The organism is Methylotenera sp. L2L1 (assembly GCF_000744605.1).
Lineage (GTDB): Bacteria > Pseudomonadota > Gammaproteobacteria > Burkholderiales > Methylophilaceae > Methylotenera.
This window is the reverse complement of the sequence record NZ_JQMG01000001.1, coordinates 1,322,570-1,349,220: the sequence shown is the minus strand read 5'-3', so window position 1 is coordinate 1,349,220 and position 26,651 is coordinate 1,322,570. Positions and strand designations below refer to the sequence as shown.

Annotated in this window: 24 protein-coding genes; 7 read left to right on the top strand and 17 right to left on the bottom strand. The window is 43.9% G+C overall.

Annotation, left to right across the window (positions count from 1 at the left end):
• Positions 1–11: 11 nt before the first annotated feature.
• Together FG24_RS06430 and FG24_RS06425 are read right to left on the bottom strand one after the other, a co-directional pair.
• Complete coding sequence (locus FG24_RS06430; protein ID WP_036302081.1) at positions 12–272, bottom strand: hypothetical protein; 261 nt, start codon at positions 270–272, stop codon at positions 12–14.
• 276 nt (positions 273–548) lie between these two features.
• Positions 549–2,480 (bottom strand): ATP-dependent DNA helicase, encoded by a 1,932-nt coding sequence (locus FG24_RS06425; RefSeq protein ID WP_036302079.1) that lies wholly within the window; start codon positions 2,478–2,480, stop codon positions 549–551.
• A gap of 99 nt (positions 2,481–2,579) precedes the next feature.
• Between FG24_RS06425 and FG24_RS06420 the strand changes: the two genes are divergently transcribed.
• Complete coding sequence (locus FG24_RS06420) at positions 2,580–3,143, top strand: C40 family peptidase (protein WP_036302077.1); 564 nt, start codon at positions 2,580–2,582, stop codon at positions 3,141–3,143.
• Positions 3,144–3,218: 75 nt separating this feature from the next.
• Here the strand turns inward: FG24_RS06420 and FG24_RS06415 are convergent, their stop codons facing one another.
• The gene (locus FG24_RS06415; RefSeq protein ID WP_036302075.1) at positions 3,219–3,677 is read right to left on the bottom strand and encodes a ferritin-like domain-containing protein; all 459 of its coding nucleotides are present in this window, start codon (positions 3,675–3,677) and stop codon (positions 3,219–3,221) included.
• 80 nt (positions 3,678–3,757) lie between these two features.
• Complete coding sequence (locus tag FG24_RS06410; RefSeq protein ID WP_036302074.1) at positions 3,758–4,048, bottom strand: SelT/SelW/SelH family protein; 291 nt, start codon at positions 4,046–4,048, stop codon at positions 3,758–3,760.
• A gap of 207 nt (positions 4,049–4,255) precedes the next feature.
• Between FG24_RS06410 and FG24_RS06405 the strand changes: the two genes are divergently transcribed.
• From FG24_RS06405 to FG24_RS06390, 4 genes are all read left to right on the top strand, one after another.
• Entirely contained in the window at positions 4,256–5,701 is a 1,446-nt protein-coding gene (locus FG24_RS06405) for a S41 family peptidase (RefSeq protein ID WP_036302071.1), read from the top strand.
• Positions 5,702–5,815: 114 nt separating this feature from the next.
• A complete protein-coding gene (locus FG24_RS06400) occupies positions 5,816–6,991 on the top strand; it encodes a (Fe-S)-binding protein (RefSeq protein ID WP_036302068.1) in 1,176 nt (391 codons plus the stop codon).
• A 195-nt stretch (positions 6,992–7,186) separates the two neighbouring features.
• Positions 7,187–7,822: a 2-polyprenyl-3-methyl-6-methoxy-1,4-benzoquinone monooxygenase gene (gene coq7 / locus FG24_RS06395; protein WP_036302067.1), complete on the top strand. Its 636-nt coding sequence runs from the start codon at positions 7,187–7,189 to the stop codon at positions 7,820–7,822.
• A 21-nt stretch (positions 7,823–7,843) separates the two neighbouring features.
• Positions 7,844–8,161 carry a DUF2322 family protein gene (locus FG24_RS06390; protein ID WP_036302065.1) on the top strand — a complete coding sequence of 106 codons (318 nt, stop codon included), beginning with the start codon at positions 7,844–7,846 and terminating at the stop codon, positions 8,159–8,161.
• 149 nt (positions 8,162–8,310) lie between these two features.
• Here FG24_RS06390 and FG24_RS06385 read toward each other — a convergent pair whose 3' ends face one another.
• The 5 genes from FG24_RS06385 to FG24_RS06365 all read right to left on the bottom strand — a co-directional run bounded on the left by FG24_RS06385 (position 8,311) and on the right by FG24_RS06365 (position 14,388).
• Positions 8,311–10,041: a TolC family protein gene (locus tag FG24_RS06385; protein WP_235189727.1), complete on the bottom strand. Its 1,731-nt coding sequence runs from the start codon at positions 10,039–10,041 to the stop codon at positions 8,311–8,313.
• Between the two features lie 71 nt (positions 10,042–10,112).
• A complete protein-coding gene (locus tag FG24_RS06380) occupies positions 10,113–11,429 on the bottom strand; it encodes an HlyD family secretion protein (protein ID WP_036302064.1) in 1,317 nt (438 codons plus the stop codon).
• On the bottom strand, positions 11,426–13,087 hold the full coding sequence (locus tag FG24_RS06375) for an ATP-binding cassette domain-containing protein (RefSeq protein WP_019899641.1): 1,662 nt from the start codon (positions 13,085–13,087) through the stop codon (positions 11,426–11,428). Before FG24_RS06375 ends, FG24_RS06380 begins: the two co-directional genes overlap by 4 nt.
• 17 nt (positions 13,088–13,104) lie before the next feature.
• A complete protein-coding gene (locus FG24_RS06370) occupies positions 13,105–13,398 on the bottom strand; it encodes a P-II family nitrogen regulator (protein ID WP_019899643.1) in 294 nt (97 codons plus the stop codon).
• A gap of 12 nt (positions 13,399–13,410) precedes the next feature.
• Positions 13,411–14,388 carry a sodium-dependent bicarbonate transport family permease gene (locus FG24_RS06365; RefSeq protein WP_036304018.1) on the bottom strand — a complete coding sequence of 326 codons (978 nt, stop codon included), beginning with the start codon at positions 14,386–14,388 and terminating at the stop codon, positions 13,411–13,413.
• A gap of 280 nt (positions 14,389–14,668) precedes the next feature.
• Between FG24_RS06365 and FG24_RS06360 the strand changes: the two genes are divergently transcribed.
• Positions 14,669–15,565, top strand: coding sequence for a LysR family transcriptional regulator (locus tag FG24_RS06360; RefSeq protein WP_036302061.1), 897 nt, complete (start codon positions 14,669–14,671; stop codon positions 15,563–15,565).
• Positions 15,566–15,697: 132 nt separating this feature from the next.
• Here FG24_RS06360 and FG24_RS06355 read toward each other — a convergent pair whose 3' ends face one another.
• The 4 genes from FG24_RS06355 to bioA form a co-directional block, all read right to left on the bottom strand.
• Positions 15,698–16,126: an OsmC family protein gene (locus FG24_RS06355; RefSeq protein ID WP_036302060.1), complete on the bottom strand. Its 429-nt coding sequence runs from the start codon at positions 16,124–16,126 to the stop codon at positions 15,698–15,700.
• 112 nt (positions 16,127–16,238) lie between these two features.
• Positions 16,239–16,712 (bottom strand): FKBP-type peptidyl-prolyl cis-trans isomerase, encoded by a 474-nt coding sequence (locus FG24_RS06350; protein ID WP_200876871.1) that lies wholly within the window; start codon positions 16,710–16,712, stop codon positions 16,239–16,241.
• Positions 16,713–16,820: 108 nt separating this feature from the next.
• Positions 16,821–18,239, bottom strand: coding sequence for a D-alanyl-D-alanine carboxypeptidase/D-alanyl-D-alanine endopeptidase (dacB, locus tag FG24_RS06345; RefSeq protein ID WP_036302057.1), 1,419 nt, complete (start codon positions 18,237–18,239; stop codon positions 16,821–16,823).
• Positions 18,236–19,561, bottom strand: a complete 1,326-nt coding sequence (gene bioA, locus FG24_RS06340; RefSeq protein WP_036302055.1) for an adenosylmethionine--8-amino-7-oxononanoate transaminase — start codon at positions 19,559–19,561, stop codon at positions 18,236–18,238. The genes dacB and bioA overlap by 4 nt, the downstream gene beginning before the upstream one ends.
• Before the next feature lie 115 nt (positions 19,562–19,676).
• Here bioA and FG24_RS06335 point away from each other — a divergent pair, with 115 nt between their 5' ends.
• On the top strand, positions 19,677–21,596 hold the full coding sequence (locus FG24_RS06335; RefSeq protein ID WP_036304015.1) for a peptidase U32 family protein: 1,920 nt from the start codon (positions 19,677–19,679) through the stop codon (positions 21,594–21,596).
• Here FG24_RS06335 and FG24_RS06330 read toward each other — a convergent pair.
• From FG24_RS06330 to FG24_RS06315, 4 genes are all read right to left on the bottom strand, one after another.
• Positions 21,593–23,221, bottom strand: coding sequence for a GGDEF domain-containing protein (locus tag FG24_RS06330; protein WP_036302053.1), 1,629 nt, complete (start codon positions 23,219–23,221; stop codon positions 21,593–21,595). The two genes, FG24_RS06335 and FG24_RS06330, sit on opposite strands and share 4 nt — an antisense overlap.
• 190 nt (positions 23,222–23,411) lie before the next feature.
• The gene (locus FG24_RS06325; protein WP_036302051.1) at positions 23,412–23,753 is read right to left on the bottom strand and encodes a zinc ribbon domain-containing protein YjdM; all 342 of its coding nucleotides are present in this window, start codon (positions 23,751–23,753) and stop codon (positions 23,412–23,414) included.
• Between the two features lie 247 nt (positions 23,754–24,000).
• Positions 24,001–25,071: an aldo/keto reductase gene (locus FG24_RS06320; protein WP_036302049.1), complete on the bottom strand. Its 1,071-nt coding sequence runs from the start codon at positions 25,069–25,071 to the stop codon at positions 24,001–24,003.
• A gap of 92 nt (positions 25,072–25,163) precedes the next feature.
• Positions 25,164–26,615 carry a PLP-dependent aminotransferase family protein gene (locus FG24_RS06315; RefSeq protein WP_036302048.1) on the bottom strand — a complete coding sequence of 484 codons (1,452 nt, stop codon included), beginning with the start codon at positions 26,613–26,615 and terminating at the stop codon, positions 25,164–25,166.
• Positions 26,616–26,651 lie beyond the last annotated feature (36 nt).

Below are 26,651 nucleotides of genomic sequence, written 5' to 3'. Positions count from 1 at the left end.
CAGCACACCATTTAAATTTGCGGTTTCTGATTGGCTGTTTTACTCATTTTTAAATTTTTTGGAGCCGATGCATCTTTCACATTCACCTCGGTCACTTTTGCTTTTGCCACAGTAGATTTTTGAGGCTGACTACGCATATGTGCAGCAACACCAGCATTAGCCTCTGCACTACAGCCACCACCCATCACTGTTTTATTGCAATCTCCAGCAAAACCAAGCACAGAATACGCAGAAAGTGCGACTGCAAAAAACACGGATACAAAACGAAGCATGATGAATTCCCAAAGTTTAAAACGTATGTGATATTTTGAGCACCATAGGATCAATGCCGCTAAAAATATAAAGGACGCGCATTCTAAACTAATTAGAAAATCAAAAGTACGGGATTTTCTCCCAAATCATCACTTTTACAAGCTGCTTACCTCTGCCTGCAAGTCAGGTGAAAGCCACTCACGATAAAAACCTAAGCCCCATTAACCTATCATCCCTGCAACCCAGATAAATTTAAAGACGGGTTAAAGTAATGCCGAGTAAATTAACAACAGGTATTAATGATTGGAAAAAAACGCCTGCACATCACTCAATACACGTGTGCGTTTAAATGGCGGCAAGCTTTGCCAAATACGTTTACCGTAAGATTTGGTAATCAAGCGCGGATCACAAATCATCAGCACGCCTCTATCGTTTTCATCGCGAATCAAACGTCCTGCGCCTTGTTTTAAGGTAATCACTGAATAGGGAAGCTGGTACTCCATAAACGCGTTTTTACCTTCCGCATTGAGCTTATCTACACGTGCCGATAACACTGGATCATCAGGCGGTGCAAACGGCAACTTGTCGATGATGACAACACTTAACGCCTCGCCGCGCACATCCACACCTTCCCAAAAGCTCTGACTGCCAACCAGCACTGCATTGCCCAATTGCCGGAAGCGCTCAAGCAACTCAGTCCGCGAAGTATCACCCTGCAATAACAAGGGGCTCTCGATACCATTTTCTGCAAATGCATCCTTCAGCAAGGCATGTATTTCACGCATTGCCCGCAAACTAGTAGAAAGCACAAACGCCCGCCCGCCACTTGCTTGCAATACCGGCAATGCTGCAGCAACGACACAAGCTGTATAAGATGGGCTGTTAGGATCTGGCATTTCAGGTGGCACATAAAATAAGGCCTGTTCCTGATAGTTAAACGGACTTTGCCACGAAGCGGTATGCGCATCTTGCAAACCCATTTGCGCTAAATAATGGCTAAAGTCATTTTTCACGGCTAATGTCGCTGAAGTAAATACCCATGCCCGCGGCTGTGCGTTCAATTGTTTACCAAAACCTTCGGCAACGCTCAGTGGCGTCGCATGCAACTGTACCGACTGTGTAAACACTTCCACCCAGCGCACCAGATTATTGTTTTCAGCTGCGTGCCATCTGCTGAGTAAATCGTGTAATGCCATACTGCGTTGCCAGCATTTTTCTAACAATGGGTCACGTGCCGCTTGGGTTTCCAATACAGCCGATAGCGCTTGTAACTGCGCCTGCATATGCTCAAAAGAAGATTGAAAGTCTTTAAGCGCCAACGCTTTCTGCACTGGCATGCGTGAGCCTTCATAGGCAAAAATCAGCCTAAAGTCTTTGCACGCTTTTTCTAATACTGGAATCACCTCACCCAGCTGCACACAATCTTTGGCAAGGCTCAAGTGTGCTGCTGTGCAGTCTCGCGCAAGCTCTAGCAATTGGCTGGTAGAAATATCCTCACCAAAAAACAGCCCCGCCACCTCTGGCAACTGATGCGCCTCATCAAAAATTACAGTATTGGCACTAGGCAATAACTCAGCCACACCTTCATCGCGCAGCATCACGTCAGCAAAAAACAAGTGATGATTCACGACCACCACATCGGCCGCCAGCGCTTGCTTGCGAGCCTCCATGACAAAGCATTCTTTATAGAAGTTACAATCACCACCCAAGCAATTATCACGGGTTGAAGTGACGTTGGCCCATATCGTGGCATTCTCAGGCACGGTATTCAGCTCGCCTTTATCGCCAGTTTTGCTATGCTCAGAAAAGGTCTTAATCAGATGCACGTACTGTGCATCATCTCGCGCAGCAAAACGCCCTTCATTCACCGCACGCTCTAAATGGTAATGGCAGACATAGTTTGAGCGCCCCTTTAGCATAGCCACAGTCACAGGTACTTTAAGGGCATCGCGCACATTCGGCAGGTCACGGCTGAACAATTGGTCTTGCAAGTTCTTAGTGCCAGTCGAAATAATGACCTTACCGCCGGTCAATAATGCAGGCACTAAATAGGCAAATGTCTTCCCCGTGCCGGTCCCTGCTTCCGCAACCAGCTGGGTATTATTTTCAATGGCATCAGCAATCGCCAATGCCATTTCTAATTGCTGGGTACGTTCATGATAACCAGCAATATGCGAAGCTAAAAGGCCATCTTTTTCAAAAACTTGGCGGATATTGTATTCACTCATAGGGCCGTAATTATCACATGAGTTAGGGTGCTTATGTTTGTTTTAACCTGACAGATCATCACATTTGGTACTTTTGTGTAAGTTCAATATAATGAGTCCGTGTCAAAACTTAATTACTATCATTATTTGCTCTGCATTGCGCTTGCTCTGGTCAGCACTTCCTGTGCTGCAACGCCCAATGCTTTAAGCAACACGACAGACCTAGCCCAAGCTGCCACAGAAAAGGGCCATGCTGAGAATAGTCAGCACTGGCCGGATCGTGCACGCGAAGTGCTAGTCAATGCACTAAGCCTCACCGGCATTGCCTATAAATACGGTGGCAGTACACCAGAAACTGGTTTTGATTGCAGCGGTTTTGTCAGATATGTGTACCAACAAGCGACGAGCTTAACGCTGCCACATGGCGCTAAAGCCATTAGCCAACTAGGAAAAACTGTTTCCAAAAGTGAACTGCAGCCGGGAGATTTGGTATTTTTTAATACGTTAAAATCAACATTTTCACATGTCGGTATTTATGTGGGAAATAATCGGTTTATTCACTCGCCGAGTAGCGGTGGCGGTGTGCGCGTAGACGACATGCAAAGCAGCTATTGGAATAAACGATTCAATGGTGCCCAGCGGATAGATTCAGAGCAAAAACTAAACGAAACTCAAAAGCATTAAATATTGATCACTCTTGAGTTTCGCTTTCAAACCAGCAACTAAAGTTGCCAGTCTACATTAAGCGTAGCGCTAAAGTTAGCCATGAAACTTAGCTAAATCACCAGGCTTACGTAACATTTTATCAACCTCACCCAAGTGAAGCTCTTCTTGATAGATCATTTCACGCGCATACTCTTCTAGCATCACAGAACCGCCATCGACTAATTTGAGCAATGCTTTATAAGCATTAAGCGCCGCTGTTTCATGTGCTAAAGATTCGCGCAAGATATCGCCAATATCATGGTTATGCGTTTCAAGTAACGGGCCTATCGACAATGAAGGATGCCCACCTAAATGCGTAATAATTTCACCTGCCTTGTTCGCATGATCTAAAGACTCAGTCGCCTGACTCCGCAACCAAGACACAATAGGAATACGGTTATATCCAAACACCATTAATGAGTAATGGGTATATCTTACAACGCCTGCTAATTCGAACTCTAAAATCGTATTGAGCGCATCCACTATTGGACTGTTATCGTGTTGATCTGACATTTTGTAATCCTTTCTCGTCAAAAAGTATATTGTGAGTGTTATCTACAGTGCTTAAAAAATTAACGCGATTTCGGTAGATACTAGTTATCAACATACGTTTTATCACTATGCCCCAAATGACGCGCTGGGTCTACTTTATCACGCACCAACTGCTTAATCTCTTTAGCTTCAGGAAACCTTCCCGCCTCTTTTCTAGAAAAAATCAGTTCGTCATTCAAGGTCACCTCAAACACACCGCCTGTACCAGGCTTCAGCGCTACGCTGTAGAGATCCTGCTCAAACGTAGTCAACAGCTCCTGTGCCAGCCATGCGGCACGCAATAGCCAACGGCATTGCGTGCAATAGGTGATTTCAACAATATATCTACTCAATTTGTATGTCCCGACTGATATAGTTTAATATGCGTAGTAAGCAATATAATGATTACACGCTGAAACTAAAAATTATTTTGCAACTCATAGCTATCGATATGATTAAATAAATATAGATGGCTTAAATCTATCTTAAGATAGATTTAGAGATTAGATATTAAAGCATAAAATCAGCAACAGTTACTTTTGTTAGGACACCTTACATTCATGCAAGTAAATAATAAACATCACAGGTTTACAAAAATTGGGCTAGTTGGCTCAGGTTTGATACTTGGCCTAATGCTAAGCCTAACCTACTCTGCAGTGGCAGAGAAAATGGTTAAACCACAATTGCCGTTGGATGATCTACGTGCTTTTGCAGAAGTGTTTGGCAAAATCAAAACTGATTACGTTGAGACTGTTGAAGACAAAAAATTAATCTCTGAGGCAATCAGCGGCATGCTGACTGGGTTAGACCCTCACTCGACTTACATGGATCCTGATGCATTTAAAGACATGCAAGTTGCCACACAAGGTGAGTTTGGTGGCTTAGGCATTGAAGTTGGCATGGAAGACGGCGTAGTGAAAGTCATCTCACCGATAGAAGACTCACCAGCGTATGCAGCCGGCCTTAAAAGCGGTGACTTGATTGTAAAACTTGATGAAACGCCAGTAAAAGGCATGACCTTAAATGACGCGGTTAAACGCATGCGCGGCAAACCAGATACGCAAATTGTGTTAACCGTGGTGCGTAAAACTGAGACCAAACCACTCAAGTTCACATTGACGCGCGCAATCATCAAAAGTAAAAGTGTGAAATACAAATTGACCGAGCCAGGTTATGCCTACGCACGCGTCACGCAATTCCAAGAGCGCACTGGTGAAGATCTTGCAAAAGCCATTAAAACCATGCATGACGAAAACAAAGGCGCTTTCAAAGGCTTTATTCTAGACCTGCGCAACGACCCGGGTGGTTTACTGAATGGTGCGGTAGGTGTATCAGCAGCGTTCTTACCAAAAGGTGAGTTGGTGGTGTATACCGAAGGTCGTGCGCCTGATTCTAAAATGCAATTGACTGCTGTGCCAGAGAACTACGTACGTGGCGGTGCTGCTAATGATTATATTCGCGACTTACCAGCAGACTTAAAAACCGTGCCGATGGTGGTATTGATTAACAGCGGCTCAGCATCTGCTTCTGAAATTGTTGCTGGCGCATTACAAGACCACAAACGTGCTGCAGTATTGGGTACGCAAAGTTTTGGTAAAGGCTCAGTGCAAACCATTATGCCGATGAATAACGGTGCTGCGATTAAATTAACAACAGCACGTTACTTTACGCCTAAAGGTCGTTCGATTCAGGCAAAAGGCATTGTGCCTGATTACATTGTTGAGGATGGCACAGACCAATCTGGTGCAATTCATGAGGCGGACTTATCTCGTCACTTGTCTAACCCTAAAGATGGCGAAGCCAACAAGCCAGCAGACACGGCTAACAGTGCAAAAGAAGCAGCAAAAGAGAAATTGAACGAAAAGAAATTTGCAGAACCTAGTGCACCTATCGAACCTGCAAGTAAAGATGATATCCAGTTTACTCAAGCGATGAATCTGCTTAAAGGCTTGCCTGTGATTCAGTCTGCCCCAGTAGTGAAAGCGGAAACACCAAAAACTGAGTAGCACTAAATTTAATAGCACTGATGCAAACTAAACCGCCTTGATTGTTAAGGCGGTTTTTTTACGACTCAACACTGTTTAATTAATGTTGAGTTTGAAAACGATTATAATCACACCATGATGTTATCGCTAAAAGAATTAACTACTGAAGCTGACCGCTGCGTCGCCTGCGGACTGTGCTTGCCACATTGCCCTACCTATAGAAAAACAGGCTCAGAAGCAGACTCTCCACGTGGTCGTATCCAGCTCATTCGTGCGGTATCGCAGGGTATTTTGCCCAACAACGAGCGCTTTAAAGAGCATATTGATTTATGTTTAAGCTGCCGCAGTTGCGAGTCGGCATGCCCCAATAGCGTCAGCTATGGCGCCCTAGTCGATACAACCCGGGCACGTTATATTCAGAAAAAAAATATCTGGCTAAGTTTAGCAAAACCTTTTATTCGTCACCGCCATTTAAGTAATGCCGTCACGTGGCCACTATGGCTATTATCCAAGCTAAACTTAATGGCAGTGTTAAAGCGTGTGGTACCAGCGGCAAAATTATTGCCCGCCATTCAAAAGCCAATAGTATGGAAGTCACTGTACCCAACAACCCAAGCCACTCAAGGTGCTGTCAGTTTGTTCTTAGGATGTGCGACCAACGCTTTTGACAACCGCACACTCAGCGCGAGTATCCATGTACTAAATACCCTTGGCTATGATGTGCATATCCCTAACGCACAAACCTGCTGTGGCAGTATTGCAAGACAAGCTGGTGATGATATTGAAGCGAGCCTGCTGATTAAAAAAAATACTGATAGTTTTGACCCTGCCATGCCGATACTGACGACAGCAAGCGGTTGCGGTGCGGGCCTAAAAGATTACCTCACCACACACCGCATACAAGACATCAGCACGTTCTTAGTCGCATGCGATTGGTCTAGCGCACAAATTGCGCCACTCCAAGAGCGCATCTATGTACAAGACCCATGCTCATTACGCAATGTACTCAAAGCGCAAAAAGCCGTATACGACTTACTTAAAAAGATACCAGAGGCTGATATACAAGCACTGCCCGGCAACAGCCAGTGTTGCGGTGGCGCTGGTGCTTATTCAGTCACTCAACCAGAGATGGCTAATCAATTACTTAATGATAAGCTAACCGCAATCACGGCAAGCCAAGTCACGACACTTGCTAGCGCTAACATCGGCTGCAGCCTGCATATTAGCAAAGGCTTAGAGAATGCGCACGCCACTACACGCGTCATGCACCCAATTGAAATCATTGCTAAACAAATGGGGTTTGAAGCATAAGTGCTAGGTTGTTATTACAGTCATGCGCGTAGTCACAGACACCTGTATGATGCGCAGCTCACCAACATTGAAATACGTAAGCAATATTTAAATATCTAATCTAGGATTTAACACCTAGAGCAGGATTAAAATACCTAAATCAGGTGCAAACCAAATACTAGCTTCGCCTAGACAATTAAGCGTAGAATAACTTTTATGAACAGATTACTCACGACAGACAAATTAATTTGTGCATTTGATACCGGGTTACGCACCCTGTTTGCAAAACCACATAGCGAGCGTGTGCACCCAGATGCGGGCATTGAAGAACCTCTGCTAAACGAGCAAGACAAGAAACATGTCAGCGCACTGATGCGCGTCAACCATACCGGTGAAGTCTGTGCACAAGCACTGTATAGCGGTCAGGCTCTGACTGCTCAAAGTGCAGCCACCAGCATCACCATGCAACAAGCGGCGCGTGAAGAAACCGAGCATTTAGCATGGTGTGAATCACGCATTGAAGCATTAGGCGGCCACACCAGCGTACTTAACCCGCTATTCTATGCTGGCTCATTTGCGATTGGCGCAGTTGCAGGGGCATTAGGTGACAAATGGAGCCTAGGCTTTTTAGAAGAGACTGAAAAGCAGGTAGGTGCACACTTGGCAAGCCACCTTGGCCAGCTACCTACTGCAGACGAAAAATCTCGCAAAATTATTGAACAAATGCAAACGGACGAAGCTAAACACGCTAATGACGCAAAACAACAAGGTGCAGCAGCATTGCCACTGCCAGTTAAATTCTGCATGAAAAAGATGTCCGAACTCATGACCAGCACAACCTATCACATCTAATTATTTTTTTAAGGTAACACAATGCAAAAATTTAGCGACGTACTACAGACTCTTGATGACGCCTCAAACGTGACCCGTATCGAGCTTTATAACCAAGATGGCAGCTCTGCAGGCGTGATTGAAAACAAACCAGGTAGTCAAGGCTCAATCAAAGTGTATAGCCATTTAGCGCGTATGTATGGTGAAATCTCTTTAGATGCTGCGGTAGAAGGCTTAAGCTTATATGCAGAGCACACGGAAGATGCTGAGAATTGCCCTGGCAAGCATCCAAACGTAGATAGATTGTTGAATATTCTAGAGGATGAACAACCACTCACAGTGAAGGTCATTGAGTCATAGACTAAGTCTATATTTTGACTTAACTATTCTTTTGCCTGAGTAAGGCGTGTGAGTGTCTGACAACACTTCCTAATTGCTGCGGCGCTTACACTAGAACTGCATACCTAATTACAAATTCAGCACTTGGTCCTTGTTAATTCTAGACCTTATTAATTAAAGTCTAACTTACTGTAACCCAACAAAGTTCCAGTCGCATAGGCAGTATCAATAAGTGCAACTTGATAGTCAGCGATGGCACGGACTTCCTTAGCTTGCGCCTCACCTAGACGAGTAAGCGTTTCTAACACTTCGGTCATCGTGCGCAAGCCCTCATTGAACTGTTTGAGTTCTGCTTCATAATTAAGACCTGCGATAAGCACTTGTTGTCTAGCAGCTAAAATACGTTGCCAATTTTGGTCAACATAATCTAAGGCATCGTAAATTTCTTTTTTTACCGTTAATATTTGTAGGGATTTGGTCGCTAAACGCTGATTACGCTGTTGTACAGCGTAATCTAGCTGCGCTTTTCTTGCTTCGTTGGTCATCGGCATTTCAAACTTCAAACCAATTGACCAATCATTAAAATCACCGTTCAGGACGTTTCTGTAATTCTGCCCAAAATTGCTGTTGGTATTTGAAAGCGCACCATATTGATAGTCCAAACTAAATAATGGAAGGGTCTGGTTCTCAAGATAATCAATTTTGGTGAGATCAGCGGCCAATTGAATCTCCTGCTCTAAAAGCTCAACACGACCAGACAATGCATCGTCTAACAACTTGTTTCGGTTAAAATCATATTTAAGCAAACTAGGCTGTGTAGCAGGAACTAAAGTACCGGTTTGAATGGTGTCTTCCGCCATCTCATTCATATAAAAACGCAATTGGCGCTGTGCTAATTTAAGATTGGTCTCAGCTACAATTAAGGCGTCCATTCTATCGGCAACCCCAATTTCTGCACGATTAATCTCTACCGCAGCACTCAAACCCTCTCGAACACGATGTTTGACCATGCTTAGATTTTGATTGGCATACTCGAACTGCTGTCGCCTTACATCTAACTGTCCCCATGCCTCATATAACGCCCAATAAGCTTTATCAACGATCGCAATCACTCGTATTGATTGCAATCTAGTTTTAAGCTGTACAGCTTGCTGTGAGTATTCTGCAATACGAATGCTAGCTTCATTCACTTTAACGCCAGCATTTCTTAGCAACGGTTGACTCATTGAAAAGCGCAACGCACTTCTGTACTCATCACTATCAAACCGCCCCCTGCTCGACTTATTTTCTAGCGGAGAGCTTAATGTGACAGAACCGCCTGTGCGTAGTGGTATTCTGATCCCAGCTTCGAGTGAAAGGCTTCGTTTATCTTGCTCTACAGTACTAAGCTTTACTTGCTGACCATCTAAACTGGCATTATTAGACTTAAACTCGACGGTATCTCCTGATATTTTGGGAGAGTCTATTTCCCCATATTTTGCATAGGCAAAAATAATGTTGTCGAACTTTGCTTGCTCCTCACGCACTTCTGCGCCTGAAATCAATGGGTCTATTTGTGCAACTTTAATAGTTAAATTATTTTTAAGGGCTTTGGTCCGTACATCTGCAATCGTAAGTGATTGAGTCGTCTGTCCAGAGATGGTTGAAGCAAGTTGACTAGTATCTCCTGCATGATCTACTGCATTCAATGCCTTACCTATGTCTATCTGAAGTGGTTTAATTGCAGCTTTTTCTCGTTTAGCGTTGTACTCATGAATAGCATCATTAAGTTTGACTGGAGGAGTCACCGAATAATCATCTAGCGATAGTCGTTCATCTAACCTTAATCTTTGATTAGCTTTTTCTGTCATCAAGCTTGGATTAGCTTCTTCTGCGCATAATGGTTGAGCTAGTAAACTCACACTAAAAATGACAGTCCCCAAAAGAAAGTAATTTCTGGCGCTTAGTTGAATATGTTTGCTGGCATCCATCGTCATTTTTTATCGTACATTACTTTTTCGTTAGGATACGTCTGTAGCTCTGGAATTCTTGCCGGGAATCCATTCAGCAAACGCCATATCTCATAACCAATCGTTACATTTTCTAATAATATCCAACCCTTGGCACTAATCCCCTGCCTTAAAAATCTTGCCGAGGGCCAGTCGGGGTAGTTCTCATCAGGAACCACCATGACTCTAAAACTACCTGTGCCATTATCTGTAGGGTCTACGAAAGAGACTTTTCCTGAAAACGTACCAATCCCTATCTTTGCCCATCCTGGCACTTGAATTGCAGGCCAGCCTTCAAACTCAAGCCTCACTGAAGTATCCGTCGTAATAAGTGGTGCATCACGCCCATCTACCCAAAGCTCTACCGCCCTTGCATTCGTTTCGGGCAATATCACAAGCAAGGGCTGTCCTTGAGAGATCATTTGTGACTGAGAGTTGACTGGGAGCCTAAAGATGGTACCCGCTCTAGGCGCAACAATTCTCTGCATATTTTGGCGTGATAAGTTGATTTCTGAGCTTGTTAAACTGTTTTGACTATCAGCCAACTCCCCTTTGATTTTATTAATGACAGCCGAACTAGAATCTAGTGATGCCTGAGTATCTGCGCGTATTTGTAGGATTTCGGCTTTGGCTGACTGTGCTTCTGCTTTTGCAGAATTATGTTGAGCTTGTGCGCTAATTAAATTGCGATGGGCGATAATCAGATCCCTTTCTGCAACCTCTAAATCACGTTTAGACACTAAGCCATCGACAAACAAACGTTGCATACGGTTACTTTGAAACTCAGCTGCATCAGCTGTGGCTTTTGCAGCGCTAATCGCTTCAGTCGTGGAAAGTATTTTTTGATTAGCCACATCTAACTTGAATTGCGCCGCAGAAATTTTTGCATCCCGCGAGCTCATTAAGTTCTGTTGCTGTACTTGGTAGGACTTCAGTTCGTCTTGTTTCGCATTTAATTTAGTTTGGAGATTGTTTCTTTGGGCTTCCAATCTGTCTTTGAACATAGGGTCAATATCACTTACTTCGAGTAAGACATCCCCTTCTTTAACAACGCTACCTTCTTGAACATACCACTTACTGATTACCCCACTGACAGGCGCATCAATCGTTTGCACTCTTTCAGATGGCGAAAATGCGGTGACTTTCCCGATTGCCGTCACATTCTGTTGCCAAGGAAGAAACATCGCGATAATCGGCAAAGCAAAAAACAATATCGCAAGAATTTTCACATAACGAACCACAAACTCCGGCGTTTCCGTTGCTACTAGGGCATCATTAAACAGTTTATTATCCGCACTCACGCTAGTTCACCATCTTGCTGATTTAATAAAATCGTATGATTGAATTGATTCGCGATATGTTCAAAACGAGTCGCGACTACCAGCATCCAATCTGCCTGATGAACTTTCAAAAGATTGAGCACTGAGCCCAACTCAGGACTAGTTAAATTATCTAATAGGCCATCTATAATCAGTAAATTAGGTTTACCAACAATAGCTCGAGCTAACATTAAACGTTGAATTTGTGTTGTGGACAAAGGCGCTCCAAAAGCAGTCAGCTGAGTATCAAGGCCATTTTCTAAATTAGTGAGATCCTCCAACAACCCTAACTCATCTAAGATTTGGTTAATATTGTTTAAAGTAATATGCTCCCTATCGAGCACAATATTTTCAATAATAGATCCCTCAATTACCTCAACTCTGCCAGCAATACCAATCGCATTTCTAAGGATGTTTTGATTGAGTTGTCTTAAGTCATTTCCATTAAATTCAATGCGACCAATGGATGGCTGTCTGAGCCCTGTGAGCATGCCGATTAAAGTGGTTTTGCCTGCACCAGACTCACCTAAAATAGAAACACTTTCACCTTGATTGAGTTTAAAACTTACGTTCTTAAGCAACTTAATTTTTTGAGAATAGTTGAATGAGATATTAAATGCCTCAACCTCGGTTAAACCAGTTGTAGGAATAGAATAGGTTCCGATAGTTTCTTGAGGCAAATCCTCCAAAAAACCAATCTTATCAAGTGCAGCCAACATATCGTAAAAATACTCAAGCTTGCTGATAAAACGAACAAACGCCGCCAGCACGCCAAATATAATAAGCTCTGCTGCAACAAATTGGCCTAAATTAATTTGCCCTGTAATCACAAGCCCCCCACCTAAGGCCAGCATTAATGTGCCAACAATTGCGTATAGGGTCACAGCGCCGATATTCTGAAAAAGCAAAGTCCTGAAGTGTTCTTTTCGTTTTTTTGTGTAGAGATTCGCTAAATCGTTGCTTAAACGATTAGCACGCGCTAATCCATTAAAAAATTTAAAAACATAGAAATTTCTGGCAATCGTTTCCAACCATGCCGCTGTTGCATACTTTGTTTTAGATTCATCGATAGCTGTATTAATCCCATTTCTACCTAATACAAAAATAATAAATGCCAGTAAAGCTAACAACACAAATACAATAATTGCAAAATAGAGACTATAAAAAATTAAAATGACACTGCCGATAAAGCCTTGCAAGAAGGCTGCTAGGCTAACGGTAAGAAGTGTGGCTGCAGATTTTTGAACCGTGCTGATATCAAAAAATCGATTCATTAGTTCAACTGGGTTACTGTTGTCATACACCGACGCATCAACACCCTGACCATTTTTAGCGGCATTGATTGCAGTTCTCACAAACAATCTTCTCTGTATGAGCTCTACCACATAGGCTTCAAACACATACAGTGCACCAGACAACAGCAGCAACACAAACAATATTAACGACACCACAAAAAGTGGCTGTAAAAGCCCACCCATCGTGACTATGTTGACAAGTGCCTGCACGGCAATTGGCGTTGCGATACCAAGCACTCCGTACCCAAAAGTGAGCACAACAAGCAGGTTAATGTCTTTTCTCTCTAGAGATAAAAGATCAAATAACCTTTGTATTGGTTTTTTCTTATTGGTGTTATTTTCCATGCAGCTCACTTAATTAATTAATGTATTATCCATTGAGCATCTGATACTAAACACATCCCACCATAACTTTTCAATATGGGGCGTAGTGACTCAATGATCGTAGTTAGCCGATTTTCTGGGCAAGCAATCACAAACGTCACGTTTTCAAACTTTTCACCGAATGCCAAGTCACCTCTTGCCCCCCTCTCACCATATCCGCCCACATGGTTGTATATGGTGTAGTTGAATATATTGACAGCTTTTAAGGTGGAAATCACTCTTTGCTTTTCAACAGCTTCAATGACAAGCTCAATTCTTTTAACACTAAACATGATAAAACAACCTTAAAGTAAAAAGTTAGCGAAACTATAATAAAGTGGGATTCCAAAAACAACGTTAAATGGAAAGGTAATCCCTAAAGCTAACGTTAAATAAATAGAAGGATTTGCCTCTGGTATTGCCATCCTCATCGCTGGTGGCACTGCAATATAGGATGCGCTTGCCGCCAACACACCCACAAGGGTTGAGCCGCCAACGCTAAAATTTAACAAGTAGACCCCTATCATCACGCCTATTAACCCAGAAATTAATGGCATGAGTGCACCAAAGCAAATTAAAAACTTACCTGCAACTTTAAAGTCACTTATTTTCTTTCCAGCCTCCATACCCATGGATAATAAAAATACACATAAAACACCCATAAACAAGTGATCAAAGAAAGGTAGGATAGTTTTTATACTTTTTTCTGTTGCAATATCTCCTATCAGCAAACCACCCATTAAAAGTACAATACTTCCATTAGTAAACGCCTCTTTAATTAATTCAGACTTATTCGACTGTATAGCCCCAGAGTTATTTAAATGCTTTCCTCTTAAATATGACGCCATTACCAACCCCACTAAAATTGCAGGGGACTCCATAATAGCCAACATAATAATTGGATACTTTTCGAAATCTATATGAAGCGCCTCCAAAAATGCAATCGCCGTTAGGAATGTACCCGCGCTCACCGAGCCATAATGTGTAGCGATAGCAACTGCATTTAAATGGTCAATTTTCCCAACTTTATTAATAATCAGATAAGCAATAATAGGCAATAACACCCCAAGTGCTATTGCGGTGAATATTGAGGGCACAGCATCCAAAAATGTTGCATGTGAAAGTTCTATTCCACCGTGTATTCCAACACTGATTAACAAATAAATCGTAATTGACTTTGTCAGTTCGACAGGAAGCTTTAAATCAGACTTAATTAATTGCGCAACAAAACCTAAAGCAAAAAACATGATAGACGGCGTTAACAAACTTTGAAAACTGTTCAATTGATAGTCCCTATTTGTAATAGTCGCCATTTTCACCGATGTTAATTGTTCTGTATAATATATTTTTTGTATTTAATAGTTCTATAATACAGAACGATAAAATACTGACTTTGCAAGCTCAGTATGCAAATGAAAATTAATTATTTACTTCATCTAACACCACTATCTTGTCAATAGTCATTTCAAATAATAAGAAAGTCACGTTTGTTTTGTATTGCGCTCTCACATTAGTTTAATGATGAGAAGTATTTTTAATTAATTAATTTCTGCGTGTTGAAATATGGCAAAACTTAACTACCACCACTTAAATTACTTCTGGCATGTCGCCAAGATTGGCAATCTGACAAAAGCGGCTGAGGCGCTGCATGTTTCGCAGTCTGCATTGTCTGTTCAAATTAAACTTTTAGAGGAAAGTATCGGAAACCAGCTATTTACAAGGCAGAATCGAAAGTTATTATTGACTGATGCCGGAAATATCACGTTCTCTTATGCTGAATCTATATTTAATATAGGTGACGAATTAGAGGCCATGCTTAAAAATGGTCTGCATAAAGAAAGCCAGACGCTTAAAATAGGGATGTTATCAACAATGTCTCGTAACTTTGTTGAGGTGTTCGTTAAGCCATTGATGAACAATCCAAAAGTAAAATTAAACATCGCGGCGCGCGGGCAAACAAACTTATTAACCGAACTTGCAAATCATCAGTTTGATTTGGTGCTCACCAATATCGAAGTGAGTGGTACAAATAAGCAACTTTGGCAATGTCAGTTGCTAGTACAGCAGCCTATCTCAGTGATAGGAGCTCCTGGGCTTAAGCTAAGTAAAAAGTTTAATGACGACTACAAGTCTTTAGATTGGATATTACCAGCACCAGGGACACCGATCAGATCAGCGTTTGATGGGCTATGCGCACAATATCAATTTCAACCTAATGTTGTTGGAGAGGCGGACGATATGGCGATGCTTAGGCTACTAGCTAGGGACAGCAATGCACTTGCAGTGATGCCTGACGTGGTAGTAAAAGATGAAATCTCTGCTGGCACTTTAACTGCTTATATGACATTACCAAATATCAATGAAAACTTTTATGCAGTTACTGTAAAAAAGCATTTAGCTAACACGCTTGTGTCTGAGCTCATTAAAGATTTTGCTTTGCAGCAAAACAACGCTTTATAAAACAATGGTCTAAAAAGTAATGAATACAGCGAGTTTCAACGAATATAAAAAAAGGATGAAAATATCATCCTTTTTTATCATGCCAACTACCACCTAATGATCACGTGTCATCAGCTTACAATTCACTACAGCCTATGCTTCCAGCGTCAATGGTTTAATTTCAAAGTCATGCGTGATTTCTACGCTTTTGCTTAACATAATAGAAGCTGAACAATATTTTTCAGCAGATAATTTAACCGCACGCTCAACTTGCACAGGGTTTAAATGATCGCCAGTAATCACAAAGTGCACGTGAATCTTGGTAAATACTTTTGGAATCTCATCAGCCCGTGTTGCATCAATTTCGGCAACGCAATCAAAAATTGGCTGACGTGCTTTTTTCAGAATAGCCACCACATCAAATGAAGTGCAACCACCCATGCCGATTAACAGCATTTCCATCGGACGCATGCCAATGTTACGGCCTCCGTTTTCAGGCGCACCATCGAGCACAACCGCATGGCCGGTCTCAGACTCACCGACAAAACTTACACCGTCAATCCACTTTATACTAACTTTCATGTTCCATCTCTCGTACCGTTAGGTCTAATCAATAACCAATTGCAAAACACGCTGATAGCGCCCAATACAAGCGCTACCAAATGCTAACTATGGTCAATAAACTACTGATGAATTATTTAACGCCTAATAATTCCACATCAAAAATCAGATCAGCATTTGGTGGAATCACTCCACCTGCGCCACGCGCGCCGTAGCCCATTTCTGATGGGATAATCAATGTACGTTTACCACCGATTTTCATGCCAGCAAAACCTTCATCCCAACCCTGAATCACTTGACCACCACCTAAGAAAAATACAAATGGTTCTTTACGGTCTACACTGCTATCAAACTTTTTACCCTTACCATCTTGAGCAGATGGATCATAGAGCCAACCAGTGTAATGCACAGTCACATTAAAGCCAGGCTCAGCTTCACGGCCTTCACCGACTAATGTATCAATCTTTTGCAACTCTTTCACTTGCTCTGACATCGCTTTTACTTCCTTTACTGTTGATTTATCTGATGCTGACTGATTTGGCTCAGCTTGGCAGGCACTTAAGCTTAACAAGCAAAGCCCTGCGAGTAATGATCCTAAAAATTTCATTCTATGTCCTGTAGCGTTGTATTTAAATTAACTGTATCTAAATTAGAAAGACTTAATGCATAATCATACTTCAATTTTGCACCCGACGTTAACCTCTCAGGCGTCAACTCAAGGCAATTGATGCACCCACTCCACCAAGGCATCTTGCGCATCTCGGCTGGCACCCGCATTCGCATGATTCACTAACATCACCATCACATGGCGATGCCCGTTTGCATCTAACACATACCCTGCGATTGCACTTACGCCATTAATGGAGCCAGTTTTAAGATGAGCACGTCCATTCGATGCACTATCTTGCAAGCGTTGTTTCACAGTGCCATCTAACGACAAAATCGGCATAGACGCCATGAATTCAGGCATCACCGGACTTAAGTAAGCACCTACTAACATCTTACCTAGCTGCTCTGCACTGATACGTTCTATACGCGATAATCCTGAGCCATTTTCAATCACTAGTCCACTAACATTCAAACTATTAGCACTCAACCCACTGGCAGCCAGCCAATCCTTAATCGCCTTCACCCCTTTTGCCACGGTGGCAGGAGGGCCTGCCTTTTCTGCTGCTATCGTCAGCAACAACTGCCGCGCCATCAGGTTATTACTCCATTTATTAATATCTCTGACTACACTACCTAACGGTTCAGAAGTCTGTTCAAGCAGCTTAGTGGCTGTGCTGGGGGTTGATTGACGCTTAAGTGTACCGGTAAAATCCCCACCTAATTCTCGCCATACTTTCTTGAATGTGAAAAATGCATATTGCGCATCATCAAACAAGCTCAATTCTAAGAACCGTTCCCCGCAATCTGGCGCATAAACCCCATTAAAAGTGACCACTGCTCTATTGGTGTTCATCTGGACATCATAGTTCATTCTGCCACGCCAGTTTCCACAATCACCCTGCGTTGTCTTCATGTTATTAACTATCGTCACCTCAGGTAATTCAAACTCCTGACTCACACTCACTAGATCAGTGTTCGCGCTAAACCTGAAACTTGTGCTACGGCCATTCACAGAAAAAGCACTGGGCTGTGCATTATAAGCACGCCATTTTTCATCATCAAAACTAATACCGTTATCAACATCGTCGGCAAAGTAAGTTTTATCAATAATTAAATCACCGTTAATTTTTTTAACACCTGCCTGCCTTAAGCTCATTAATAAACGCCAAAAATCCTGCGCTTTAAAACTGGGGTCACCATAGCCTTTAATCATTAAATTGCCATTTAATACCCAATTTTTAATATAGCCATCATGGTACAACTCTGTCTTCCAGCGATAAGCTGGGGTGAGCAAATCAAGTGCAGCATTGGTGGTGACCATTTTCATGACTGATGCAGGATTCATGCTTTTGTCTGCATTGTGTTTTAAGATAGCGACACGACTATCCACCGCTTGCACATACACCGATACATTCTGCTGCGGGACGCCCGCTTCTTTAAGAGCAGTGGCAACCGTGATGGGAAGTTCAGCTTGTGCTTGCAGGCAACACAAGGTCAAACCAAAAAATAGCGCGAATCTTTTCATAAAATACTCTGAATCACTGCATTAGTTTGACCCACCATGAACGCAATTTCAGCTTCATTAATGGTATAGGGCGGCATAAAGTAAACCGTATTGCCTATAGGCCTTAATAACAAGCCTTGCTGCATTGCCGTTTGGTAACATTGTTTTGAAAACTGCGCATTGTCCGTCACCACATCAAACGCAAAAATCATTCCTTGATGACGTAAATGTTGGATAGGCAGGTGAGTAAGCACTTGCATCTCTTTCAAAATCAATGCAGATTTCTCAAGATTTTTCTGTACGATATTTTGTGACTCGAAAATATCCAACGTTGCTAATGCCGCGCTACATGCTAATGGATTCCCGGTATAACTATGGCTATGTAAAAAACCACGCACCGTACTGTCATCATAAAATGCTTGGTAAATAGTGTCTGTTGTTAGCACGGCCGATAAGGGTAAATACCCGCCAGTAATGCCTTTAGAAAGGCAAACAAAATCAGCGATATCACTTACTTTGCCCCCCTCAGTTTTTGCTTGTTCAGTCGCAAACATCGAGCCAGTGCGGCCAAACCCCACGGCAATCTCATCTGCAATTAAATGCACCTGATATTGCGTACAAATCTCGCGTGCTTGAGCAAGGTAAGTCGGATGATACATCGCCATGCCAGCGGCACACTGTACCAGCGGCTCAATAATAAATGCCGCCAACTCTGCATGATGCTGGGCTATATAGCTTTTCAGTTGCTCGGCACAACGCAGTGCGTAATCTTCCGCACTTTCACCTGCTTCTGCCAACCTAAAATCTGGGCTAGGCATTTGCGCAGACTGCCTTAATAAGGGCGCGTAAGTGTCTTTAAAAATGGCAACGTCCGTCACACTCAACGCGCCTAGTGTTTCACCGTGGTAACTATTTTGCAGGCTAATAAATTTGGACTTATTAGCCTGGCCAATATTACGCCAATAGTGAAAGCTCATCTTTAACGCAATCTCGGTAGCACTTGCACCATCACTGGCGTAAAACGCATGTCCAAGACCCGTAAGTTGGGCTAACTTCTCAGAAAGGCTAATTACCGGCTCGTGCGTAAAGCCAGCCAACATTACGTGCTCTAATGTATCCAGTTGTTGCTTGATGGCATCTTTGATGTGCGGATTGTTGTGTCCGAACAGATTCACCCACCAGGAGCTGACGGTGTCTAAATATTTTTTACCGTCTGCATCATAAAGCCAGACCCCCTCCCCCCGTTGTATCGGCGTTAGCGGAAAAGATTCGTGCTGCTTCATCTGCGTGCAGGGATGCCACACCGATTGCATACTGCGGTTTAATAGATCTTGATTACTCATGGCTGAATTGTACGATAATTGTGCGAGGTTTTTCACCAGATCAAAAATCAAATGTCGTCATAAGCTGTTGTTTAGTCTAAAATTCAACCTTGATCACCTAAGCAAATTAAGTACCATGCAAAAAACTCGCCGCCATCTAGAACTACTCGCCCCTGCAAAAAATGCTGATTTCGGCATTGAAGCCATCAATCATGGCGCAGATGCGGTGTATATCGGCGGGCCAGCCTTTGGTGCGCGCGCAAAAGCGCCTAACACCATTGCCGACATTACACGCTTGGTGAAACACGCCCATCGCTACCACGCAGAGGTGTACGTAGCCCTTAACACCATTTTCCATGATAACGAACTGGAAGGCGCACGTGAGCTAGTGCACCAACTTTACGATGCTGAAGTAGACGCACTTATCGTGCAAGATATGGGCCTGCTGGAAATGGATTTACCGCCGATACAGCTACATGCCAGCACACAGACCGATATCCGCACCGTTGAAAAAGCGGTGTTTTTAGACCAGGTTGGTTTCTCACAAATCGTATTAGCGCGCGAGCTGGACTTGAAAAGAATCAAGCAGATTGCTGACGCCACTTCATGCAATTTAGAGTTTTTTATTCATGGCGCACTCTGCGTAGCGTTTAGCGGTCAGTGCTTTATCAGCCATGCCCACACCGGCCGTAGCGCCAATCGCGGTGAGTGCTCACAGGAGTGCCGCCTGCCCTTTACACTAGAAGACCAAAAAGGCCGCATCATCGGTAAGGATAAACACTTTTTATCCATGAAAGATAATGACCAAAGTGCTAACTTACGCGCCTTGATTCAGGCTGGCGTCAGCTCCTTTAAAATTGAAGGCCGTTACAAAGACTTGCCGTATGTAAAAAATGCTACCGCGCATTATCGTGAGTTGATTGATGAAATCCTAAACGATATGCCAGAACTGGCAAAGTCATCCTCTGGCCACGCAACTTACACCTTCACGCCACAGCCGGAAAAAACCTTTAACCGTAGCGCAACCGATTACTTTGTAAACGGCCGCCAAGCAGACATTGGCGCGTTTGATACGCCTAAGTTCTCAGGTGAAGCATTGGGTAAAGTCACCAAAGTGGGTAACAATTACTTTGAGGTGGAAACCAGTATCGAGCTACATAACGGCGACGGCGTATGCTTCTTTGATGTACATAAAGAACTGGTAGGCTTACGCGTCAATACGGTAGAAGGCAAGCGCCTGTACCCGAACGAAATGCCAACGGGTATAACGCGCAACATGACCATTTACCGCAACCGCGACCACGCTTTTATGCGTCTGCTGGAGAAAGACTCCGCGCAGCGCAAAATTGTGGTTGATATGAATTTTTACGAAACCGCGAATGGTTTTGCCTTAACCGTTACCGATGAAAACGGCTTTAGCGCCACCGCCACCTGCGAGGCAGAAAAGCAAAGCGCACAGAATCTGGAAAAAGCGGAAACTAGCCTGCGTGAGAACTTGAGTAAACTGGGTGGTACTGATTTCAGCACGCATGGGATTGAAGTCAGCACCACACAAACATGGTTTATCCCCGCCTCGATTATTAACAACTTACGCCGTGATGCCATTGAGCAATTGCAGCAAACCCGTGACTTTGGCTACCAACGCCCGCCACGCCGCGAGGCAGCGCAACCGCCGGCAATTTTCCCCGAAGATACACTCAGCTACCTTGCCAATGTGTACAACAAAAAAGCACGTCAGTTCTATGAAAAACATGGCGTAAAAATGATTGCAGCGGCGTATGAAGCCAACAAAGAACTGGACGAAGTACCACTGATGATTACCAAGCACTGCCTGCGTTTTAGCCATGGCCTATGCCCGAAAGAGGCTAAAGGTGTGATTGGCGTGCAAGGTACAGTCACCGCAGAACCGATGACACTGATTAACGGTAACGACCGCTACACACTGAAGTTTGATTGCAAGCCATGCGAGATGCATGTGATGGGTAAAATTCGGAAAAACATTTTGCAAATTCCAGAGCCACAACCAGTGAGCTTTTTCCCTAAAGCATTCCGCTAGTAGAACTGTTCGTTTTGGGCGCGTTTATGGGCGCGCTTGTTCTCATACATGCGCAGGTCAGCCATATGCATCACCACACTGCAGTTATCTGGTTCTTCATAGATAAACGCCGTACCTGCACTCACCCCCACCAACTCAAAACCATTAGCTTGCAAATGTGTGATGGTTTCATCCAGCACTCTTTGTATCACAGCTTCATCCGCATGATCTGCAGTAATTGCAAACTCATCGCCACCTAAACGATGCAGCATCCCCATGTCACCTAATTTTCCCTGTAAAAAACGGCTGAAGTCGCACAGTAACTTGTCACCGTAAACATGCCCAAATTTATCGTTATAGTATTTGAGGCGGTCTAGATCTAATATGGTGATACTGCCGCTTTCAGGCAGTATCTGAATAGCGGCCTCTAATGCAACTCGATTGGGCAAGCCTGTTAACGTATCTATTTTAATTTGCGCTTCACTAATGCCCAGCGCTGCCAACACCTGCTCTTTTTCTCTAAATAACTCACTAAATTGGTAGCTCAGCACAAACGACAGCAACAGCGCTTCTACCGTTACCGCAACCAAGCCCAAATGCTCAACATACAACGTATAACCAGTAAAGTTTTGCGCCGTAATCGTTACGCCACCTAAAACAAAAAAGGTCAGAATCGCTATCAAGTAATAACGCGCTGTCATGTTCTTTTTACTGCTGAGGTAAATACTACATGCCAAGCCAAGACAGAGAAAAATACCAACGCCATAACGCGCCATCTCCATCATCCAGTTTGGCGAATAAATACCCCACACAGCAAATAGCACCAGTATCACCACTGCATATTGAATCCAGCGATATAACTTCGGGTTGGATTGCTGACGTATATTCAGCAAACCTTTAACAAAGAAAACATAAGCGATATTTGAAAATAAAATAGGTAGTGCGCTCAAATAAAACCAATGGATGCCAAACGTATCAGAAAACACCAATAACGATGTTCCCTGCAAGAATAAGTTGCCCAAAACAAACAGCGCATACATGCCATGCACCATTTGCGCTCGAATTAAACCCAGCACAATGTAATACGCCATCAACCCCATCAGCACACCAAGGCAAAGCAGTGCGATAAAATTACCAAGCTTAATCGCCTGCTGGTAATGTGCCTTAGTGTCTAAATACGGTTGAGGCTGTGCAATCAGGTAAGGAGTTTTAAGTGTAGTGACTAAGCTATACGTCCCGGCCTCCAAATACAAAAGCCGTGCATGCCTTAACGTAAAAGGGTTGCTTTCTGTGTTGCTGATACCACCTTCCAACTCAGCAACCACTACGTTGCGACTATCCAGCACCGTATGTTTAAACATAGCAAACGTACTGGTGTTCTTGAAATCAATCACATAGTCACCGGCTTGGGCAACTTGCAATGTCCCTTTGAAGACAAAATCACCGCCAGTTAAGGGCAAGGCTTTAATAGGTGAAGCAAGTTGATTAGACGCATACCAATGCCCCTCAATCAAATGGGGAGTCAGATTAGGGCTTGCATGCACTGGTGCAATCACGAGCACAAAAAGAATGCATAACACGCCTACATAAGCGGCTAGGCAAGCAAAACCTGTGCGTAATTGTTGTGGACTAAACCATGGCATCATTAACTATCATACTTAAGTTGTGACTAATCTATGCTCCACAATATACAGACTAATGCTTTTTAATTGAAGTGCTCGTTCGGGTATGAACAAAACCCACACTTGGTGCGTCACCCCCTACTCTACACTAGCTTAAGGAGGGACGGTGCTGTACGGTTAAAAATACCAAACTTTTTATACTAACTTTTTTATATTACGCTTTCTTTACAAACTCTGACTTTAGCTTCATTGCGCCAATACCATCGATTTTGCAGTCAATGTCGTGATCACCCTCTACCAAACGAATGTTTTTAACCTTGGTGCCTACTTTCACCACTAATGAAGAACCTTTGACTTTCAGGTCTTTAATCACAGTAATCGTGTCGCCATCTTGAAGCACATTACCGTTTGAATCTTTAATCACACGCACTTCATCCGCATTTTCTGCACCGCCATCTATCAGCCACTCATGCGCACACTCTGGGCAAACGTATCTATCGCCATCTTCATACGTATATTCAGATTGGCATTGTGGGCATGGTGGGAGCTGAGACATATAGAACTTTCTAAACGATTAAACAATACTAGAATTGTAATTCAGTAGATGCCTCAAGTGAAAGACAATATCTTAAGTATGGTTATTAATTAATCTTTAAAAAATCCAAATTACAGCACTTCTCTCCAAATTCTCAATCCTCACCCCGTCATTCCCGCGTAGGCGGGAATGACGGATAGTAGCTTAGTGAAATATCTATTTCCACCAAGCTATTCTAATCAGCTATGAATGTAGATTTGTCCAATCGTTAAGGTGCAGGGTTCATCATGGTTAAATGCAAATGCTCAATCTCTTGCAGCACCTCTGGTGATAACTTGGTATCCCACGCATCAATATTCTCTTTTAATTGCTGCATCGTGGTGGCGCCAATAATGGTGCTGCTCACAAACCAGCGGTGGTACACAAAGCTCAACGCCAATTGTGTAGGCGTCAACCCATGTGCTCTTGCCAGCTTGGCATACGCAGCGCTGGCTGGCACAACACCCGGCTTTTTATAGCGCTGAGCGTAGCCTAAAAACATGGTGACACGCCCTTTTGCTTCCGGGTTATCAATGTATTTTGCAGTCAGGTGCCCAAACGCCAGCGGTGAATACGCAAGCAAACCTACATTCTCTCGATACAAGACTTCGCTCATGCCAAACTCCATGCCCCGATTAATCAGGTTATAGCAGTTTTGCACACTGGCAACGTGCGGCAGATTGTAAGCTTTAGCGATACGCACAAACTCCATTACACCCCACGGTTGCTCGTTCGATAAACCAACATAACGTATTTTGCCCTCTTGCACTAACTCAGCTAGTGTTTCCAACTGGTTTTGTATCGACACCCATGCTTTTTGTTCACCTTGCTTGTAAACACCAGATTCAAACTCACCCGCAGGGTCAAACTGATACTGCCCAAACATCGGCACATTGCGCTCTGGCCAATGCAATTGGTATAAATCGATATAATCAGTCTGCAAGCGCTGTAAGGAGCCCTCAATCGCAGCACGAATATTGGCACGGTCTAGCGATGGCGGCCCGCCACGTATCCAATCCAAGCCACGGCGTGGCCCAGAAACTTTACCGCCTAAAATAATCTGGTCACGCGGCTGTTTTTTTAGCCAGGTACCTACCATGATTTCGGTACGCGTGTAGGTTTCAGCCTTAGGCGGCACTGGGTACATTTCAGCGGTATCTATAAAGTTAATGCCGCGCGCCACAGCATAATCCAGTTGCGCATGTGCCTCGGCCTCTGTGTTCTGGTCGCCATAGGTCATGGTGCCTAAGCACACTTTAGAAACTTTTAAATCGGTGTGGGCAAGCTTGGTGTATTGCATACTTTGATCCTGATGTTAATTGCTGTCGTCGTAAATTTAGCAATACTAAATTTAGTCAATATTTTAAGTTTAAGCATACTAAATGTCTTTTGCTAAACGCTGGTGTCGTTATCTTGGCTTGGACTGACTGATGCCAGCATCTCGCAGGCAAGGGCGCCCACATCACGCACGGCCTGCTCAATGGCGAGCGTCCACAGGTGGCTAAAATTGAGGCGTATATAGTGGGTGAGGTCTTTCTTGCGCGAAAAAATGCTACCAGGCGCTACGGTGATACCGTTGTCAATCGCAGTACGATAAAGCTTGAGTGCATCTATCGCCGGTGGGAGCTTTACCCAGACCACATAGCCACCCTTGGGGACAGAAAGCTGTGTGCCGATAGGAAAACTTTGCTCTATCACATTGCGGATCAGCACATAATTTGAACGTAAGGTATGCCGCAGCTGCTTGAGATGCTGCTCAAAGCTGTCCCGCTGCATAAACTTAGCAATCGCAATCTGCGGCGCCGAGGTCAGCGATAGACTGTTAAGAAACATGAGTCGCTCCACCTCTTGGCGATAGCGTCCTGCACTGGTCCAACCCACGCGGTAGCCAGGTGCCAGTGACTTGGAAAACGACGAGCAATGCAGCACCATGCCGGAGCGGTCATAAGCCTTGGCAGGCAAAGGCGGCTCATTGCTAAAGTACAGCTCACTATAGACATCATCCTCAATCAGCGGAATATTCTGCTCAGCAAGAAATTCCACCAACGCCTGCTTTTTTGCCTCGGGCATGACAAAGCCTAGCGGATTCTGAAAATTGGCAGTCAAAATCACCGCCGCAATACGCGTATCCGCTGTCGCAGCCCGCAACGCATCCAGATCAATGCCGGATTCAGGATCGGTAAGAATTTCAGCGACCTTCATCCCCAGTCGCTCTACGGTATGTGCCAGCGCATAATAGCCGGGTGATTCTAGCGCAATGGTATCCCCCGCCTTGGCCACCGCCTGCAGGCAGAGGGTGATAGCCTCGGTGGCGCCATGTGTGATGACAATATCATCCGGTGATACATCGATGCCGCTGGCTAGATAGCGACGCGCAATCTGCTGGCGCAGCATTTCGTTGCCGGGTGGCAGGTCGCTCAACACGCCCCACTCTCCCTCATCATCGGTCAGGGCTTTTTCATATTGATGGATTTTCTTGAGTGGGAACAGCTGGGGGTCTGGGAATGGTGAGCCTAGCGGCACGGTGCCAAATTCGCGGATGGATTTAAGCGTAGTGAGTACCAGCTTACTTGCATCGACTTCAGAAAGATTTATGTCCTTAGCGAATGGGGATGCATGACGCTGCTGCAGGCGCTTACGTGGTGTGACATAGTAGCCTGACTGTGGGTGACTACTGATAACGCCCTCCTGCTCCAGCAGCAGATAAGCGCGCAATATGGTGCTAATGCTGAGCCCATACTTCTGGCTGGCCTGCCGTACCGAAAAAATCTTGTCCGCCGGCTTTAAAACGCCTTCATCGATCATTGCGCGTATGCGAGCGGCAAACGAGACATAAAGCTTCATGGGTGGCCAAGTTGGGGGAGTTCTTGATGCGGGCTA